General features: G+C 73.4%; 16 protein-coding genes and 1 pseudogene. 15 read left to right on the top strand and 2 right to left on the bottom strand.

Translation table 11 applies throughout. From position 1 onward, the window contains the following. Positions 1-2 precede the first annotated feature (2 nt). The 3 genes and pseudogenes from priA to hisF all read left to right on the top strand — a co-directional run bounded on the left by priA (position 3) and on the right by hisF (position 2124). Positions 3-749, top strand: coding sequence for a bifunctional 1-(5-phosphoribosyl)-5-((5-phosphoribosylamino)methylideneamino)imidazole-4-carboxamide isomerase/phosphoribosylanthranilate isomerase PriA (gene priA, locus Sm713_RS18570; protein ID WP_212910713.1), 747 nt, complete (start codon positions 3-5; stop codon positions 747-749). After that, positions 746-1123, top strand: a pseudogene (locus Sm713_RS40490) (Rid family hydrolase); the annotation flags it as partial. The gene priA and the pseudogene Sm713_RS40490, both read left to right, overlap by 4 nt. A gap of 236 nt (positions 1124-1359) precedes the next feature. Beyond that, the gene (gene hisF / locus Sm713_RS18580) at positions 1360-2124 is read left to right on the top strand and encodes an imidazole glycerol phosphate synthase subunit HisF (RefSeq protein ID WP_212910715.1); all 765 of its coding nucleotides are present in this window, start codon (positions 1360-1362) and stop codon (positions 2122-2124) included. A 45-nt stretch (positions 2125-2169) separates the two neighbouring features. On the opposite strand, the gene Sm713_RS18585 is transcribed toward hisF, so the two are convergent. Both Sm713_RS18585 and Sm713_RS18590 read right to left on the bottom strand, forming a co-directional pair. Continuing rightward, positions 2170-3138 (bottom strand): ketopantoate reductase family protein, encoded by a 969-nt coding sequence (locus tag Sm713_RS18585; RefSeq protein ID WP_249416368.1) that lies wholly within the window; start codon positions 3136-3138, stop codon positions 2170-2172. 162 nt (positions 3139-3300) lie between these two features. After that, a complete protein-coding gene (locus Sm713_RS18590) occupies positions 3301-3939 on the bottom strand; it encodes a TIGR03085 family metal-binding protein (RefSeq protein ID WP_212910716.1) in 639 nt (212 codons plus the stop codon). A 181-nt stretch (positions 3940-4120) separates the two neighbouring features. Here Sm713_RS18590 and hisI point away from each other — a divergent pair, with 181 nt between their 5' ends. From hisI to Sm713_RS18645, 12 genes are all read left to right on the top strand, one after another. Continuing rightward, positions 4121-4558: a phosphoribosyl-AMP cyclohydrolase gene (hisI, locus tag Sm713_RS18595; protein WP_249416369.1), complete on the top strand. Its 438-nt coding sequence runs from the start codon at positions 4121-4123 to the stop codon at positions 4556-4558. Between the two features lie 11 nt (positions 4559-4569). Then, a complete protein-coding gene (locus tag Sm713_RS18600) occupies positions 4570-6129 on the top strand; it encodes an anthranilate synthase component I (protein ID WP_212910717.1) in 1560 nt (519 codons plus the stop codon). Between the two features lie 14 nt (positions 6130-6143). Next, positions 6144-6833, top strand: coding sequence for a TIGR02234 family membrane protein (locus tag Sm713_RS18605; protein WP_212910718.1), 690 nt, complete (start codon positions 6144-6146; stop codon positions 6831-6833). Positions 6834-7120: 287 nt separating this feature from the next. Continuing rightward, positions 7121-7348, top strand: coding sequence for an HGxxPAAW family protein (locus Sm713_RS18610; protein ID WP_212910719.1), 228 nt, complete (start codon positions 7121-7123; stop codon positions 7346-7348). A gap of 98 nt (positions 7349-7446) precedes the next feature. Then, positions 7447-7950: a DUF2752 domain-containing protein gene (locus Sm713_RS18615; RefSeq protein WP_249416370.1), complete on the top strand. Its 504-nt coding sequence runs from the start codon at positions 7447-7449 to the stop codon at positions 7948-7950. 208 nt (positions 7951-8158) lie between these two features. Beyond that, the gene (gene trpC / locus Sm713_RS18620; protein WP_212910721.1) at positions 8159-8968 is read left to right on the top strand and encodes an indole-3-glycerol phosphate synthase TrpC; all 810 of its coding nucleotides are present in this window, start codon (positions 8159-8161) and stop codon (positions 8966-8968) included. 33 nt (positions 8969-9001) lie between these two features. Next, positions 9002-9247, top strand: coding sequence for a tryptophan biosynthesis modulator TrpM (trpM, locus tag Sm713_RS41700; RefSeq protein WP_374196052.1), 246 nt, complete (start codon positions 9002-9004; stop codon positions 9245-9247). Positions 9248-9650: 403 nt separating this feature from the next. Then, positions 9651-10946 carry a tryptophan synthase subunit beta gene (trpB, locus tag Sm713_RS18625; protein WP_212910722.1) on the top strand — a complete coding sequence of 432 codons (1296 nt, stop codon included), beginning with the start codon at positions 9651-9653 and terminating at the stop codon, positions 10944-10946. Next, on the top strand, positions 10943-11758 hold the full coding sequence (gene trpA, locus Sm713_RS18630) for a tryptophan synthase subunit alpha (RefSeq protein ID WP_212910723.1): 816 nt from the start codon (positions 10943-10945) through the stop codon (positions 11756-11758). Before trpB ends, trpA begins: the two co-directional genes overlap by 4 nt. Positions 11759-11821: 63 nt before the next feature. Further along, entirely contained in the window at positions 11822-12601 is a 780-nt protein-coding gene (locus tag Sm713_RS18635; RefSeq protein WP_212910724.1) for a thioredoxin domain-containing protein, read from the top strand. Between the two features lie 307 nt (positions 12602-12908). Further along, positions 12909-13883, top strand: a complete 975-nt coding sequence (gene lgt / locus Sm713_RS18640) for a prolipoprotein diacylglyceryl transferase (RefSeq protein ID WP_212910725.1) — start codon at positions 12909-12911, stop codon at positions 13881-13883. 468 nt (positions 13884-14351) lie between these two features. Beyond that, positions 14352-15083: a VIT1/CCC1 transporter family protein gene (locus Sm713_RS18645; RefSeq protein WP_212910726.1), complete on the top strand. Its 732-nt coding sequence runs from the start codon at positions 14352-14354 to the stop codon at positions 15081-15083. Positions 15084-15560: the final 477 nt, after the last annotated feature.

Raw genomic sequence — 15560 nt, forward strand, 5'->3', positions numbered from 1 at the left:
CCATGGCCGACACCCGCACGCTCGAACTCCTGCCCGCCGTCGACGTCCGAGACGGCCAGGCCGTCCGCCTGGTGCACGGCGAGTCCGGTACGGAGACCTCCTACGGCTCCCCGATGGACGCCGCGCTCGCCTGGCAGCGGGCCGGCGCCGAGTGGCTGCACGTCGTCGACCTGGACGCCGCCTTCGGGACCGGCGACAACCGCGCCCTGATCGCGGAGGTCACCCGTGCCATGGACATCAGGGTCGAGCTCTCCGGCGGCATCCGCGACGACGAGGGCCTCGCCGCCGCCCTCGCCACCGGCTGCACGCGGGTGAACCTCGGCACCGCCGCGCTGGAGACCCCCGAGTGGGTCGCCAAGGTCATCGCCGAGCACGGCGACAGGATCGCGGTGGGCCTCGACGTACGCGGCACGACCCTGCGCGGCCGCGGCTGGACCCGCGACGGCGGCGACCTCTACGAGACCCTGGAGCGGCTGAACGCCGAGGGCTGCGCCCGGTACGTCGTCACCGACATCGCCAAGGACGGCACCCTCCAGGGCCCCAACCTGGACCTCCTGCGCTCCGTCTGCGCCGCGACCGACCGCCCCGTGGTGGCCTCCGGCGGCGTGTCCTCCCTGGCCGACCTGCGGGCCATCGCCGCGCTGGTGCCGGACGGCGTGGAGGGCGCCATCGTCGGCAAGGCCCTGTACGCCAAGGCGTTCACCCTTGAGGAGGCGCTGGCGGCCACCCGGGAGACGGTGGAGCCATGACGCCGGCCGTGCGGCGCGTGCGGAGCGGGTCGCCCTGGGAGGAGAGCATCGGCTGCGCCCAGGCCGTGGTGGCGGGCGACCGGGTCCTCGTCGGCGGCACGACCGCCTTCAAGGGCGCCGTGCTCTTCGGCGAGGGCGACCCCTACGAGCAGGCCAGAGTGGCCTTCGCGGGCGCCCTCGAAGCCATCGGTACGGTCGGCCTCGGCGCCGACTCGGTCGTCCGCACCCGCATCTACCTCGCCCACGCCCGGGACATCGAGGAGGTGGGCCGCGCCCACCGGGAGGTCTTCGACTCGGTACGGCCCGTCGCGACCCTGGTGGTCGTCTCCGGCTTCGCCGATCCGCGCATACTGGTCGAGGTGGAGCTGGAGGCCGTGCTGAGCGCGGCGGTGCGGACGGGGGAGCGGACGGTGGAGCAGCCCCCGCCGCCGTCGGATCCCGCGGCGGAGCAGGGAGCCTCGGCGGAGCACGGGGCCTCGCGCCCGGCGCCGGGGGCCGCGTCCGGGGGCCCGGCGGCCGGAGCGGGACCTTCGAAGCCCTCGGCGGAACTCCGAGGAGAGCCAGCGGAACCCCGCGGAGAATCAGCGGAACCCGGAGGAGAAAGCGCACGATGAGCCTGGCGGTCCGAGTCATCCCCTGCCTGGACGTGGACGGCGGCCGGGTGGTCAAGGGGGTCAACTTCCGCGACCTCCGCGACGCCGGCGACCCCGTGGAGATGGCCAAGGCGTACGACGCGGAAGGCGCCGACGAGCTGACCTTCCTGGACATCACGGCCTCGTCCGCGGGCCGCGAGACCACCTACGACGTGGTGCGCCGCACCGCGGAGCAGGTCTTCATCCCGCTCACCGTCGGCGGCGGCGTGCGCACCGCGGACGACGTGGACCGGCTGCTGCGCGCCGGGGCCGACAAGGTCGGCGTCAACACCGCGGCCATCGCCCGCCCCGAGCTGATCCGGGAGATCGCCGAGCGGTTCGGCCGCCAGGTGCTGGTGCTCTCGGTGGACGCCCGCCGCAGCGACGCCGCCGGCGGCAGCGGCTACGAGGTGACCACGCACGGCGGCCGCCAGGGCACCGGCATCGACGCCGTCGAGTGGGCACACCGCGCGGCCGACCTGGGCGCCGGCGAGATCCTGCTGAACTCCATGGACGCGGACGGCACCAAGGACGGCTACGACCTGGAGATGATCGCCGCCGTCCGGGGGCACGTCACGGTCCCCGTCATCGCCTCCGGCGGCGCCGGCGCGCTCACCCACTTCCCGCCCGCCGTGACGGCCGGCGCGGACGCGGTCCTCGCCGCGTCCGTCTTCCACTTCGGCGACCTGCGGATACACGACGTGAAGCGGACGCTCAGGGACGCGGGGCGGGCGGTCCGGTAGGGCGGGGTCCGGTAGTACGGCCCGTACCGCCGGGGCAGCCGCGGGTCAGGAGGCGCCGCCCGCGCCGTCCCCCGCCGCGGCGGTGAGCTCGGCGACCAGCCGGGCGGTGACGGGCGTCGGCAGCCCCCGGCGGTCCGCCTCACGGAGCATGGCGCCGCCTATGGCGTCCAGTTCGAGGGGGCGGCCCGCCTCGGCGTCGCGCTGCATCGAGGTGCGCATGGTGTCCCGGGCGCCGTCCAGCAACCGGAGCATGGCGGCCACGTCGATCGTGGCGCCCAGTGCCGCGGCGACCGAGGCGTACTCCTCCATCACCGCCACCACCTCGTCGTGGTGGTCCGTGCGCAGGCCGCCCACCGGCACCGCGTAGCGCGTCGTGAGCAGCGCCATCGGGGCCAGGAACGACAGCTTCTCCCAGAGGATGGCGTCCTCGTCGCCGCCGTCGCGCACCCGCACCGTGAGCCCCGCTCCGGACAGCAGGGCGCCCAGCGCGGCCACCCGCTCCGCGGGCACCGTCCGGCTGGCCAGGTCGACGGCCGCGAACGGGCTGGAGTGCACGATCTGCCCGGGCGCGACCCGGGTCGACTCGATGCGTATCGTGCCGGGCACGACCTGCTCGGCCGGGTAGCGCTCCCGCAGCACGGACACGTGCTCGAAGCCGTTGAGCAGCGGCACCACGAGACCCGCGCCCAGCGCCTCACGCGGCACCCGGTCGAGCGCGGCGACCAGCGCGGTCTCCTTCGGCGCCACCACGCACGCGTCGACGGCCTCGCGCAGCACGGTGTCCGCCTCGACGGCCACCGTGAACTCCCCGAACGTGTCGCTGCGCACGGCCAGCCCGTCCTTGCGCAACGCCGTCGCCGTCTCCTCGCCCGCCAGGCAGATCACCCGGTGCCCCGCCCGCGCCAGCACCCCGGCGAACAGCCCCCCGACACCCCCGGGACCGAGCACGGCCACCGTCCGCCCACCGCCCGCACCCGCGGCTCCGCCTGCCTGCATGTCTGCTGATCCGATCATGACAGCAGGGTGCCAGGGGGACCTGAGGCGGCCGCGGGCGGGGTGAGGGTGGGGTGGAGCAGGCTTGTTGCCCTGGGGCCCGGGGCTTGGGCCGGCGGGCCGACCCGCCCCACACGGAGGGCCGGCCCGTGTTCGGCGGGCCGGCCCTCCGTGTGGTGTCCGCTACATGCCGAGGATGCTGGCGTCCCCCTGGAGGCGGGTGATCGCCTCCTTGTCGCCGTCCAGCGTCACGTCCGACTGGCTCTGCCGGCCGAACGCGAACATCGTCAGCTCGCCCGGCTCGCCGGTCACCGTCACCACGGGGACCCCGCGGCGGGCCACGGCGGTTCGTCCGTCGGGGCGGCGGAGGACGAGGCCCACCGGTGACTTCCGGCCGAGCAGCCGGGCCGACCGCTCCAGGCGTGACCAGAGGGAGTCGGCGAAGACCGGGTCCAGCACCCGCGGCGTCCAGTCCTGCTGCGCCCGGCGCACGTCCTCGGCGTGGACGTAGAACTCGACCGCGTTCGCCGCCTCGTCGATCTGCTTGAGCGCGTACGGCGAGAAGCGCGGCGGCCCGGTGCGGATGAGCTGGATCAGCTCCTCGTACGGCTTGGCGGCGAACTCCGCCTGGACTCGCTCCAGGCGTGCCGCCAGCGGCTTGATCAGTATTCCGCCGGCCGCGTCGGCACGGCGCTCGCGCACCACGACGTGCGCGGCCAGGTCCCGGGTGAGCCAGCCGTCGCAGAGTGTGGGAGCGTCAGGCCCGGCGCCTTCCAACAAGTCGGCCAGAAGAAGCCGTTCACGCTTGGCATGAGTCGACATGGCACAAGGGTACGACCGGAACGTCGGCTTCCGGGCGGTGCCACCCCCGCGGGCCGGAATCCGGGCCTCCCCCTTGCGCCGGCCGGGCTCCCCCCGTGCCCCGGCGCTCCCGCGCGGCCGGCGAAAGGGACCGTACGGACGGCTGCCCGCGATGTCACACCCATCGCGCACAATGGCACCCATGACCAGTGCGCCACGGCAGCCCAGCCAGCTCGACCCCGCCATCGCCGCCCGCCTCAAGCGCGGCGCCGACGGGCTCGTCCCCGCCATCGCCCAGCAGTACGACACCGGAGAGGTGCTGATGCTCGGCTGGATGGACGACGAGGCGCTGCACCGCACGCTGACCACGGGCCGCTGCACCTACTGGTCCCGCAGCCGCGGCGAGTACTGGGTGAAGGGCGACACCTCCGGCCACGTGCAGCACGTGAAGTCGGTCGCCCTGGACTGCGACGCGGACACCGTCCTGGTGAAGGTCGACCAGGTCGGCGCCGCCTGCCACACGGGAGACCGCACCTGTTTCGACGCCGATGAGCTGCCGCTCGCGGAGCCCCGCGAGGACGCCGCCGCGGCCCGGGCGGGGCGCCCCGCCGCAGGCAGCGGCCCGAACCGGAATCAGTAAGGTCTCCCGCCATGGACCTCGACACGTTCCGCAAGCTGGCCACCGACCGCCGAGTCATCCCCGTCAGCCGCAAGCTCCTGGCGGACGGCGACACACCCGTCGGGCTCTACCGCAAGCTCGCCGCAGAGCGCCCCGGCACCTTCCTGCTGGAGTCGGCGGAAGGAGGCCGAACGTGGTCGCGGTACTCCTTCGTCGGCGTCCGCTCCACCGGCACGCTCACCGAGCGCGACGGGCAGGCGCACTGGCTCGGCACCCCGCCCGTCGGCGTCCCCACGGACGGCGACCCCCTTGAAGCGCTCCGCGCCACGATCGAGGCCCTGCACACCCCCCACGACCTCGCCTCCGGCATGCCGCCCTTCACCGGCGGCATGGTCGGCTACCTCGGCTACGACATCGTCCGCCGCCTGGAGAACGTCGGCCCCGGCGACCGGGACGACCTGAGGCTGCCCGAGCTGACGATGCTGCTCACCTCCGACCTCGCGGTCCTCGACCACTGGGACGGCACGGTCCTGCTCATCGCCAACGCCATCAACCACAACGACCTGGCGACCGGCGTCGACGAGGCCCACGCCGACGCCGTCGCCCGGCTCGACGCGATGGAGGCCGACCTCTCCCGCCCGGTGCCGCAGCCCCCGGCCGCCCTCCCGCCCTCCCAGCTGCCGGAGTTCACCGTCCGATGGGGCGGCGAGGACTTCCAGGCGGCCGTGGCCGACATCAAGGAGCGCATCCACGCGGGCGAGGCCTTCCAGGTGGTGCCCTCGCAGCGCTTCGAGACCCCCTGCACGGCCGGCGCGCTGGACGTCTACCGCGTGCTGCGGGCCACCAACCCGTCGCCGTACATGTACCTCTTCCGCTTCCCGTGCGCGGACGGCGAGGCCTTCGACGTCGTCGGCTCCAGCCCGGAGGCCCTCGTCAAGGTCACGGACGGCCAGGCCCTGCTCCACCCCATCGCCGGGACCCGGCCCCGCGGCGCCACCCCGCAGGAGGACCAGGCGCTCGCCGAGGAACTGCTCGCCGACCCCAAGGAGCGCGCCGAGCACCTCATGCTCGTCGACCTCGGGCGCAACGACCTGGGGCGGGTCTGCGAACCCGGCTCGGTGGAGGTCGTCGACTTCATGTCGATCGAGCGCTACTCCCACGTGATGCACATCGTCTCCACGGTCACCGGCCGCGTCGCCGAGGGCCGCAGCGCGTTCGACGTCCTCACGGCCTGCTTCCCGGCCGGCACGCTCTCCGGCGCCCCCAAGCCCCGTGCCCTGCAGATCATCGACGAGCTGGAGCCCACGCGCCGCGGCGTGTACGGCGGCTGCGTCGGCTACCTGGACTTCGCCGGCGACTCGGACACGGCCATCGCCATCCGCACCGCGCTCCTGCGGGACGGCACCGCATACGTCCAGGCCGGCGCCGGGGTGGTCGCCGACTCCGACCCCGTGGCCGAGGACACCGAGTGCCGGAACAAGGCGGCGGCCGTCCTCAGGGCGGTGCACACGGCGAACCGCCTCGGCACCGCAGGCCAGGAGCGGTCCCTGCGTCCTGGTACACCCCGGCCTACGGGGGCGAGTCGGACGTAAGGGATAGTGGAGGGGTGACTTCTGCCGTACCACAGCCCCGTTCCAACGGCGGGACCGCGCCGTCCGCCGCCCGCAGGGGGGACCTCCCCGGCCATTCGGGCACCGGGGGAGGGCGGCGCAGCCTGGCCGCCGCCCTGCTGCTCGGCTCCGTGGGCGCGGCCGTGGCACTGCTCGCCTCGCGCCAGGGCTGGGCCCAGGGCACGGCGGCGGTGGCCGGCGGCGACCTCCCGCTGACGGCCAGGGGCAGCGACGTCACCGGCGTCCCCGCCGCCCTCGCCATCGTCGGTCTTGCCGCCCTCGTCGCCGTCTTCGCGGTACGCCGCGCCGGCCGCCTGCTGGTCTCCGCGCTGCTCGCGCTCAGCGGAGCGGGCACGGTGGCCGCCGCCGTGACGGGCGCCACCCGTGACTCCGCGGGCGACGCGCTCGACGAGAAGGCCGCGCAGGTCTCCGGCAGCACCACCGCCGGCGTCGAGGCGCTCAGCCACACCGCATGGCCGTACGTGGCGGCCGCCGGCGGCGTCCTCATCCTCCTCGCGGGGATCCTGGCACTGCGCTACGGCCGCCTGTGGCCGGCCATGTCGGGCCGCTACGAACGCGACGGCACCCCACGGCGCACCACCCCCCGCCCCGTCGACCCCGACCGCCCCGAGGACCTGTGGAAGGCCCTGGACCGCGGCGAGGACCCGACGACGGGCGGAGCCTGATCGGGGCGCAGCCCCGCCGTTGAAGTCGAAGGGGCGCGGGGCTGTATTGATGTGCGGCTCCGCCGCGTGGCCGCGAGCGGCCACGCCGTCGCCCGAACGCCGTCACGAACCCGCAGGGGCGCCCTCCGCCGTGCGGATCCCCGTACCTGCCCACCCCGCGCACGACCGCCCCCGCACGTGCGGGACAATGATTTTCAGGCGCCTGGTGCCGCGGCGCGCCGCGGCACCGCACACCGCACCGACGCACGGCAACCGCATCGACCGCATAGAGCAACGAGGAGCAAGTCATGTCGGGCAGCAGCCACGGACACACCCCGGCCGCCTGGACCGGTGTCATCATCACCTTCGTCGGCTTCCTCCTCGCGGGCGCCTTCATGGTCATGGACCAGCCGGTCGGCTTCTGGGTCGGAATCGGCGTGATCTTCCTCGGCGGCGTCGTGGGCGGCATCATGCGCCTCGCCGGCCTGGGCCAGGAGCGGCGCTCCCCGGCGCGCACCGCCCCCTCCGAGAGCTGATCCGAGCCGCGCTGGGGCCCGGAACCGGGCCCGGCACGGAGAGCCGGATGCGGGGGCGCCGAGAGGCGGCACCGGCCGTCGCGGGTGACACTGCGGGCGTGGCAGCCGTTCACCCCGCACCCTCGCACCGCGCTCCCGGCGCTCCCGAGCACCCCGCACCACCCCCCGGCACCCCAAGCCACCCCGCCGGGCGCTCCAGCGCCCCCAGGGCCTCCCGCAGGCTCCTCGCGCCCCTCGGCGCCCTCCTCGCCGTCGCCGCGGCCTTCGCCTACGTGGGCGCCGTGGACCCGAACGACCCCGGCCACTACCCCGTGTGCCCGCTGCGGCAGTGCACCGGTCTCTGGTGCCCCGGCTGCGGGGGCCTGCGCAGCGCCCACGCCCTCGTGCACGGCGACCTGACCGGTGCGCTCACCGCCAATGCCGCCGCGGTCGCGGGCTACGGGCTCTTCGCGGTGTGCTGGGGTGTGTGGATGGTCAGGGCAGCGCAAGGGCGCGCGTGGGCGCCCGCGCTCCGGCGCGGGCACCTCTGGACGCTGGGTGCGCTGCTCACCCTCTTCACCGTTGTCCGGAACCTGCCCCTCGGTGGCTGGCTTCATCCTTGATCGAACAAGGAAGTCCCAGGTAACGAGCTCTTTGTCGGCCCGGGTGCGAACTCTGGACCGTGCTGCGGATACCATCACAGAGAGCATCGGGTCGCCCCATGAAGGGGTGATCCGGGACACAATTTCGATCTTCGGCCGCCGGACCGCGGCCGGGCCAGGACCCGGCGCCGGTCGGTGCCGCAGAGCCGTCTGAAAGGGGACCGCGCGCGTGAGTGTGCTCGACGAGATCATCGAGGGGGTCCGTGCCGACCTCGCGGAGCGGCAGGCGCGTGTCAGCCTCGACGAGCTCAAGGAGCGCGCACGCCGGGCTCCCCAGGCCCGCGACGGGGTCGCCGCCCTGCGCGGCCAGGGTGTGAAGGTGATCTGCGAGGTCAAGCGCTCCAGCCCCTCCAAGGGCGCGCTGGCCGCGATCGCCGACCCCGCGGCGCTGGCCGCCGACTACGAGGCCGGCGGCGCCGCCGTGATCTCGGTGCTGACCGAGCAGCGCAGGTTCGGCGGCACGCTCGCCGACCTGGAGGCCGTCCGCGCCAAGGTCGACATCCCGGTGCTCCGCAAGGACTTCATCGTCACCTCGTACCAGCTCTGGGAGGCGCGCGCCTACGGAGCGGACCTCGCGCTGCTGATCGTCGCCGCGCTGGAGCAGCCCGCCCTGGAGTCGCTGATCGAGCGCGCGGTGTCCATCGGCCTCACCCCCCTCGTCGAGGCCCACGACGAGGACGAGGTCGAGCGGGCCGTGGCGGCCGGAGCCAAGGTCATCGGGATCAACGCCCGCAATCTGAAGACGCTCCAGGTCGACAGGTCGACCTTCGAGCGGGTCGCCCCGGAGGTCCCGGGGGGCGTCGTCAAGGTCGCGGAATCGGGTGTCCGAGGGCCGCACGACCTGATCGCCTACGCCAACGCCGGTGCCGACGCCGTGCTGGTCGGCGAGTCGCTCGTCACGGGCAAGGACCCCAAGACCGCGGTCTCCGACCTCGTCGCGGCCGGCGAGCACCCGGCCCTGCGCAACGGAAGGGGCTGACCACCCTTCGTGCGTGCCGTCCCCACCACCCCGATGGCCCATGACCCGTCGTGCGACGGCGCGGTCACGGCCCGGGCACCCGAGCCGGGCCGGTGCGCCGGTCCCGGCTCAGGGGCGGCACGCGACCCCTATGCCCGCCTGGCGCGCGGCTGCCGCCCCCGCGGCTGCCGGGCACCGGCGCGGCGCGTGCACGGCCGCCGCGTCCGTTACGTGATCGGCGACGAGCCGGGCCAGGTCAACGGCATGCGATGGCCCCGTCCCCGGGGGCACCACCGCTGACCCCTGCCGGGTTCCGGCGACTCACGCGCGTACCGACCCGTTCCGCCGCGGCGGAACGGGGACGGCGGCGCGGGCAGGCGCACCGCGGCCACCACACGTGGCTCGCGGCCCGCCACCGGCCAAGGCGTCCACGGGCACCGCGGCGGAAGCAGGAGCGCGTACGAGGAAGCCACCCCGTGACGTGCCCCCGCTCCGGTGGCGCGCAGCCGGGACGGCGACAGCCGGCGCAGCCGAGATCACCGCACGCGACAGGCAGCGGCGGACCACCGCAGGGTGTCCCGCCACGCGCTCGCCGCGGGCGGGTCCTCCGGGGCGCATCCCGAGGCGGCCACAGGCCGCACACGACACCAGACCACCCGATCCAGGGGCCACGCCCCTGAGAGGCACCGTGAGGTCATCCCACATGCCGAGCAAGCACTTCTTCCCCGACTCGTCGGGCAACACCCCGAGCACCGAGGGCTACTTCGGCGCCTTCGGCGGAAAGTTCATCCCGGAAGCCCTCGTCGCGGCCGTCGACGAGGTCGCCGTCGAGTACGACAAGGCCAAGTCCGACCCCGCGTTCGGCGCCGAGCTGGACGACCTGCTGGTGAACTACACGGGCCGCCCCAGCGCCCTCACCGAGGTCCCCAGGTTCGCCGAGCACGCCGGCGGCGCGCGGATCTTCCTCAAGCGCGAGGACCTCAACCACACCGGCTCCCACAAGATCAACAACGTCCTGGGCCAGGCCCTCCTCACCCGCCGGATGGGCAAGACCCGGGTGATCGCCGAGACCGGCGCCGGCCAGCACGGCGTGGCCACCGCCACCGCCTGCGCTCTCTTCGGGCTCGAATGCACCATCTACATGGGCGAGATCGACACCGAGCGCCAGGCGCTGAACGTCGCCCGGATGCGCATGCTGGGCGCCGAGGTCATCGCCGTGAAGTCCGGCTCCAGGACCCTCAAGGACGCCATCAACGAGGCGTTCCGCGACTGGGTCGCCAACGTCGACCACACCCACTACCTGTTCGGCACGGTGGCCGGTCCGCACCCCTTCCCGGCGATGGTCCGCGACTTCCACCGCGTCATCGGCGTCGAGGCCCGCCGCCAGCTCCAGGAGCGCGCGGGCCGGCTGCCCGACGCGGCGGTGGCCTGCGTCGGCGGCGGCTCCAACGCCATCGGCCTGTTCCACGCCTTCCTCGACGACCCGGACGTCCGCCTGATCGGCTGCGAGCCGGCCGGCCACGGCATCGCCACCGGCGAGCACGCCGCCACCCTCACCGCGGGCGAGCCCGGCATCCTGCACGGCTCGCGCTCCTACGTCCTCCAGGACGACGAGGGCCAGATCACGGAGCCGTACTCGATCTCCGCCGGGCTCGACTACCCGGGCATCGGACCCGAGCACGCCTACCTCAAGGACAGCCGGCGCGGCGAGTACCGCGCCGTCACCGACGACGGGGCGATGCAGGCACTGCGACTGCTCTCGCAGACCGAGGGCATCATCCCGGCCATCGAGAGCGCCCACGCCCTCGCCGGCACCCTGGACGTCGGCCGCGAGCTCGGCCCGGACGGGCTGATCGTCGTCAACCTCTCCGGGCGCGGCGACAAGGACATGGACACGGCCGCCCGCTACTTCAGCCTGTACGACACGGACGCGGCGGTCGAGGCCGACGCCTCCGCGGGCCGCGGCGACGCCGCCGAGATCAAGGGGGACGCCCGGTGAGCGGGAACATCCAGCTGCTGAACGACACCCTCGCCACCGCCAGGGCGGAGGGCAGGTCCGCCCTCATCGCGTACCTGCCGGCGGGGTTCCCGACCGTCGAGGGCGGCATCGAGGCGATCACGGCCGTCCTCGACGGCGGCGCCGACATCATGGAGGTCGGCCTGCCGCACAGCGACCCCGTGCTCGACGGCCCCGTCATCCAGACCGCCGACGACATCGCGCTGCGCGGCGGCGTGCGGATCGCGGACGTGATGCGGACGGTCCGCGAGACCCACCGGGCCACCGGGAAACCGGTCCTGGTGATGACGTACTGGAACCCCATCGACCGGTACGGCATCGAGCGCTTCACGGCCGAGCTCGCCGAGGCGGGCGGCGCCGGCTGCATCCTGCCCGACCTGCCGGTCCAGGAGTCGGCGACCTGGCGGGAGCACGCCGCCAAGCACGACCTCGCCACCGTCTTCGTCGTCGCCCCCAGCAGCCGCGACGCCCGGCTCGCCACCATCACGGCGGCCGGCTCGGGCTTCGTCTACGCGGCCTCGCTGATGGGCGTCACCGGCACCCGCGAGTCCGTGGGCGCCCAGGCGGAGGACCTGGTCCGGCGCACCAGGGCGACCACCGGGCTGCCCGTCTGCGTCGGCCTCGGGGTCTCCAACGCCGTCCAGGCAGCCGAGGTCGCGGGCTTCGCCGACGGAGTGATCGTGGGCTCCGCCTTCGTCAAGCGGATGCTGGACGCACCGGACCACCGGGCCGGCGTGGACGCCGCAAGGGCGCTCGCCGGGGAGCTCGCCGAGGGCGTGCGCCGGCGGGCGTAACCCGTCCGGGTGGACCTGGCACCGGGGAGGCACGCACGTGCCTCCCCGGGTCGTTTGCGGGGTGTGAACGACAAGAACGACAAGGGGAAGAAGCGCACGGCCCGCGAGCGGCTGGCGGAGGAGCGTGAGCACCTCAAGGCGCGCGAGAAGCGGCGGCGGACGCTGCTCGTGGGAGCGGCCGTGGTGTGCATCATGGGCCTGGCAGCCGCGGTGGGCGTGCTGGCCGCCAATGCGGGCGGTGACAAGAGCGACTCCGCGGGGCCCGTCATCCCCCCGAAGGGCGCCGTCGGCAAGGGCGGGCTCGCCATCCCCGTCGGGCAGCAGAGCGCGAAGTCGACGCTCACGGTCTGGGAGGACTTCCGCTGCCCGGCGTGCAAGCAGTTCGAGACCACCTTCCGCCCCACGCTCCACGAGCTGACCGGCAGCGGACAGCTCAAGACCGAGTACCACCTGGTCACGCTGATCGACGACAACGCAGGCGGCAGCGGCTCCCTGCACGCGGCGAACGCCGCGGCCTGCGCCCAGGAGGCCGGCAAGTTCTCCCCGTACCACGACGTGCTCTACGAGAACCAGCCCGCCGAGACCGAGGACGGCTACGCGGACAACGCCACCCTCCTGCGCCTGGCCGACAAGGTCAGCGGCCTCAACACGCCGGCCTTCCGCAAATGCGTCGACGACGGCACGCACAACAGCTGGGTCGCCAAGTCCAACGACGCCTTCCAGGACAGCACCTTCCAGGGCACCCCGACCATCCTGCTCAACGGCAAGAACGTCTTCGGCAACCCGAGCAACCCGCTCACCCCGCAGAAGCTGAAGCAGATGGTGCAGGCGGCGGACCGGTAGGGCAGGCAGGGGCGGCAATCAGGGGCGCGGGCCGGTTCGGGTTCCCGGCCGGGCGCTGCGGGCACGGTGTCTGGCCTCATGGCCCCGGGGTCGTCGGCCGTCCGGAAGGCTGGGGTGCGAGGGCCTCCAGTGGCGCGAGGGCCCTCCCGGCGGGCGTCCGGCTCTTTCCAGGGGCCTCGCCCAGTGCCTCAAAGGCCGGAAGATGCCCCCAGCGGCCGATCCGGGCGGTGCGGACGGGGCCCGTTATGGAGCCGTAGCCCGTTGGGTTGCCGCTCGCCCGGCTCGGCAAGGTAGCGTCAGAACTGCCATGGACCTAGCTTTCATCCCCAGCCCGTCCCGAGGTGTGCTGTACCTCGGCCCCGTCCCGCTGCGCGGCTACGCGTTCTGCATCATCGTCGGCGTCTTCGTGGCCGTCTGGCTCGGCAACCGGCGCTGGATCGCCCGCGGCGGGACCTCCGGCACCGTGGCCGACATCGCCGTGTGGGCGGTGCCCTTCGGCCTCGTCGGCGGCCGGCTGTACCACGTCATCACCGACTACGAGCTGTATTTCGGCCCCGGCCGCGACTGGGTCGACGCCTTCAAGATCTGGCAGGGCGGCCTCGGCATCTGGGGCGCCATCGCGCTCGGTGCGGTCGGCGCGTGGATCGGCTGCCGCAGGCGCGGCATCCCGCTGCCGGCGTGGGCCGACGCGGTCGCGCCCGGCGTGGCGCTGGCGCAGGCCTGCGGGCGCTGGGGCAACTGGTTCAACCAGGAGCTGTACGGGCGGCACACCGATCTGCCGTGGGCGCTGAAGATCACGTCGAACACGGACGGCCGCGTGCCCGGCCTCTACCACCCGACGTTCCTGTACGAGTCGCTGTGGTGCGTTCTCGTGGCATTGCTGGTCATGTGGGCCGACAAGCGCTTCCAGCTGGGACACGGGCGGGTGCTGGCGCTGTACGTCGCGGCGTACTGCGTGGGCCGGGCCGGCACGGAGTACCTGCGGGTGGACGAGGCGCACCATGTCCTCGGGCTGCGGTTGAACGAGTGGACCGCGGTCGTCATCTTCCTGGTGGCCGTCGTGTACTTCGTGGTGTCGGCGCGGGTGCGGCCGGGTCGTGAGGAGGTCGTCGAGCCCCTCACGGCTCCCTCCGCCCCGGGTTCCTCTGCCTCGGCGGACTCTCCCTCTGAGGACTCTCCCGAGGAGGGCTCCGGTGCGGCGGTACCGGCGGACGGCGCGGAGACGGCTTCCGCTTCCTCCGGTTCCGAGTCTCTGGCCGACTCGACGGAGTCCAAACACTGAGGGTTCCCCGCTTCCGCCCAGGGGCGCGGGGAACTGCGCGACCAGCCAGCCAGAAGCCGATGACCGCGACGAACCGCAAGGGGCTGGGCGCAGCCCGTAAAGGGGCGCGGGGAAACTGCGCGATTCGGCACCACCTGCCGGTGGTCACAGGCGAGACCCCAAACCACACCCCCGGCGGAGCCGGAAACCGCAGCAGCCGGAGAATTCCGTGGAGCCGAAATCCACCGGAACCACCCCCCGGCGGTGCCGGAAAACCACCCCCGGCGGAGCCGGAAAACCCCGTCCGGCGGTAGCCGGACAGCACCCCACCGGAACCCGGGTGACCACGGGTTTTTCCGGCTCACCGCCACCGCGTTTACGCAGGTAAGTACGGCCTTCCTTGCTAGCGGCAAAGCTTTTCGCTGCGTACTTTCGAGGGTGCCGGAAGAGAATTTCGCCGGCTCACAGGAGGAAGGGAGCGGTGGGCGGATGTCCATCATCGAGACCGAGGCCGCACTGCACGAGGCCCATCGCGACAACCACACGCACCGTGACGTGAACGGCGGCTGGCTGCGCCCCGCGGTGTTCGGTGCGATGGACGGCCTGGTCTCCAACCTCGCCCTGATGACCGGCGTGGCCGGCGGAGCCGTCTCGCAGCACACCATCGTCATCACCGGCCTGGCCGGTCTCGCCGCGGGTGCCTTCTCCATGGCCGCCGGCGAGTACACCTCCGTCGCCTCCCAGCGCGAGCTGGTCGAGGCCGAGCTCGACGTGGAGCGCCGGGAACTGCTCGGCCACCCCAAGGACGAGGAGCAGGAGCTCGCCGCGCTCTACCAGGCCCGCGGCGTCGAGCCCGCCCTCGCCCGGGAGGTCGCCCGCCAGCTGTCCAAGGACCCCGAGCAGGCCCTGGAGATACACGCCCGGGAGGAGCTGGGCGTCGACCCCGGCGACCTGCCGTCGCCGACCGTCGCCGCCGCGTCGTCCTTCGGCTCCTTCGCCCTGGGCGCCCTGCTGCCCGTCCTGCCCTACCTGCTGGGTGCGACCGCCCTGTGGCCCGCCCTGCTGCTGGCCCTGATCGGCCTCTTCGGATGCGGCGCCGTGGTGGCCCGCGTCACCGCCCGGTCCTGGTGGTTCAGCGGGCTGCGCCAGCTCGCCCTGGGCGGCGCCGCCGCCGGTGTGACATATGCCCTGGGCACGCTCTTCGGCGCGGCCGTAGGATGATGTGCCGGCCTGTTTTCCCGGTGCACCCATCCGCGTGGCGGCGCAAGTAGCTGTTACGCGACGGTTTCAATGCGCGGACCCCTGGGCATGAGGGCTAAGCGCTGGTGGGCAACGAAGCTCGCCGGTCACCGGGCCGACGCGCATCGATCTGTACGTACGGTCCCATCCTGAGAAGCCACTACAGGGTCTGGCGTACCGGAATCGGGTCCGTCGGCCAGCACAGTGTCCGTGTTGTACATACCAACGGGTATCCGCCCGTGACATCGGCGTCTGCCTCGACAGCGCATGCTGCGAGGGACACAGGCGTCCGCCCCATGGGTCCGCCTGGGTACCCACTGCATCGCCTCGACCGGCACACGGCCGTTCACCTGCGTTGTCCGCATGTTGGAATGCAACGTCCGATTCTCGGGAAGCGTTTCATCATGTAACCTGCACGAAATTTTCGCGGAGGGCCAAAGTCGTCCCTCGGCATTCGCA

This window comes from Streptomyces sp. TS71-3, from assembly GCF_018327685.1.
In the GTDB taxonomy this organism is placed as follows: Bacteria; Actinomycetota; Actinomycetes; order Streptomycetales; family Streptomycetaceae; genus Streptomyces.

Excerpts from the sequence above, each read along its gene's own strand:
- priA (WP_212910713.1), top strand. The coding sequence starts at position 3 with ATGGCCGACACCCGCACGCTCGAACTCCTGCCCGCCGTCGACGTCCGA.
- hisF (WP_212910715.1), top strand. The coding sequence starts at position 1,360 with ATGAGCCTGGCGGTCCGAGTCATCCCCTGCCTGGACGTGGACGGCGGC.
- Sm713_RS18585 (WP_249416368.1), bottom strand. The coding sequence starts at position 3,138 with ATGATCGGATCAGCAGACATGCAGGCAGGCGGAGCCGCGGGTGCGGGC.
- Sm713_RS18590 (WP_212910716.1), bottom strand. The coding sequence starts at position 3,939 with ATGTCGACTCATGCCAAGCGTGAACGGCTTCTTCTGGCCGACTTGTTG.
- hisI (WP_249416369.1), top strand. The coding sequence starts at position 4,121 with ATGACCAGTGCGCCACGGCAGCCCAGCCAGCTCGACCCCGCCATCGCC.
- Sm713_RS18600 (WP_212910717.1), top strand. The coding sequence starts at position 4,570 with ATGGACCTCGACACGTTCCGCAAGCTGGCCACCGACCGCCGAGTCATC.
- Sm713_RS18610 (WP_212910719.1), top strand. The coding sequence starts at position 7,121 with ATGTCGGGCAGCAGCCACGGACACACCCCGGCCGCCTGGACCGGTGTC.
- trpM (WP_374196052.1), top strand. The coding sequence starts at position 9,002 with ATGGCCCATGACCCGTCGTGCGACGGCGCGGTCACGGCCCGGGCACCC.
- trpB (WP_212910722.1), top strand. The coding sequence starts at position 9,651 with ATGCCGAGCAAGCACTTCTTCCCCGACTCGTCGGGCAACACCCCGAGC.
- lgt (WP_212910725.1), top strand. The coding sequence starts at position 12,909 with ATGGACCTAGCTTTCATCCCCAGCCCGTCCCGAGGTGTGCTGTACCTC.
- Sm713_RS18645 (WP_212910726.1), top strand. The coding sequence starts at position 14,352 with ATGTCCATCATCGAGACCGAGGCCGCACTGCACGAGGCCCATCGCGAC.